General features: G+C 46.4%; 1 protein-coding gene and 1 pseudogene. Both read right to left on the bottom strand.

The window, feature by feature from the left end:
- A pseudogene (locus NP596_RS21560) lies at positions 1-566 on the bottom strand (dual-specificity RNA methyltransferase RlmN); the annotation flags it as partial.
- 152 nt (positions 567-718) lie between these two features.
- On the bottom strand, positions 719-990 hold a 272-nt coding region (locus NP596_RS21555), incomplete at its 5' end, for a hypothetical protein (protein ID WP_256617432.1).

Raw genomic sequence — 990 nt, 5'->3', positions numbered from 1 at the left:
CCAATTGACGTGCCGTGTTGGGATAAAAAAATCTCGCAGGCTTTTTTAACGGCATCGAAGTTATGTAGAGGCTCGCCTTGTCCCATAAAGACAATATTTAATATCCGCTCTTCTCCGGGCCTGTTGGTTGCCAACCAACGCCAAGCGTTTATAAATTGCCCGACGATTTCGCTTGTAGTCAAATTTCTTTTCAGTCCTTGTTTTCCGGTAAAACAGAATGAACAATTCATTGCGCAGCCAACCTGCGATGAGAGGCAAATAGAATATTTATTATTAAACGGGATGAGGACGGTTTCAACCTTATAATTGTCTTTAAGCTTAAAAAGAAACTTTACCGAGCGATCTTTTTTCGACTCATAAACCGTATCGATTTCGGGCAGAGAAAAGTCGAAATTTTGTTCTAAAAAAGCCAAGGAGTATTTGGAAATTTTACCGCGACACTGCGTGGCTTGTTTTTTCTTGTAATACCAGTTAAAAAGAACTGACGCTATCGACTGATTTAAATTATTCCGACTTGCAATCGCTTCTAAATCAGAATAACTCAGGCCATAAAAAGATTGTTTCAAAAGTTTCCCCTTGCCATATCAATATTTTTCCTATTACGCTTGATTTCGAACACCAAAGGCGAATCAAATTTCAACTCTCTAAATCGACCTATTGACGCCTAACTGCAAAATCGCAATTATCGTCGAGAAACCATTCGGATATACCGCCGAAACTAAGCCCCGTCGGCATGCGCGTGCGCCTGCCGCCAACGTTCGAGGATAATACCGGCCACTTGTTTGCTGGCCGGAAGCAGCGTATGCACGACCGGAGCTTTCACTTGATCGACCAGCCATTCCGCGCTGACCTCGGACAGCGAGACGACGCCGTCGTTGAGTTCGCCCGCGAACGGCCCGCGCTTCCAGGTCACGCCTTGAACGCCGGCAATACCGGTCGTAGGCGGGCCGATGGGGCCGAGCCGCGACATCCTTTGCTCCGAACCGAGCA

The sequence above is a fragment of the Methylomonas rivi genome (genome assembly GCF_024505165.1).
GTDB lineage: Bacteria > Pseudomonadota > Gammaproteobacteria > Methylococcales > Methylomonadaceae > Methylomonas > Methylomonas rivi.
This window is presented reverse-complemented; position numbering and strand designations above follow the sequence as displayed.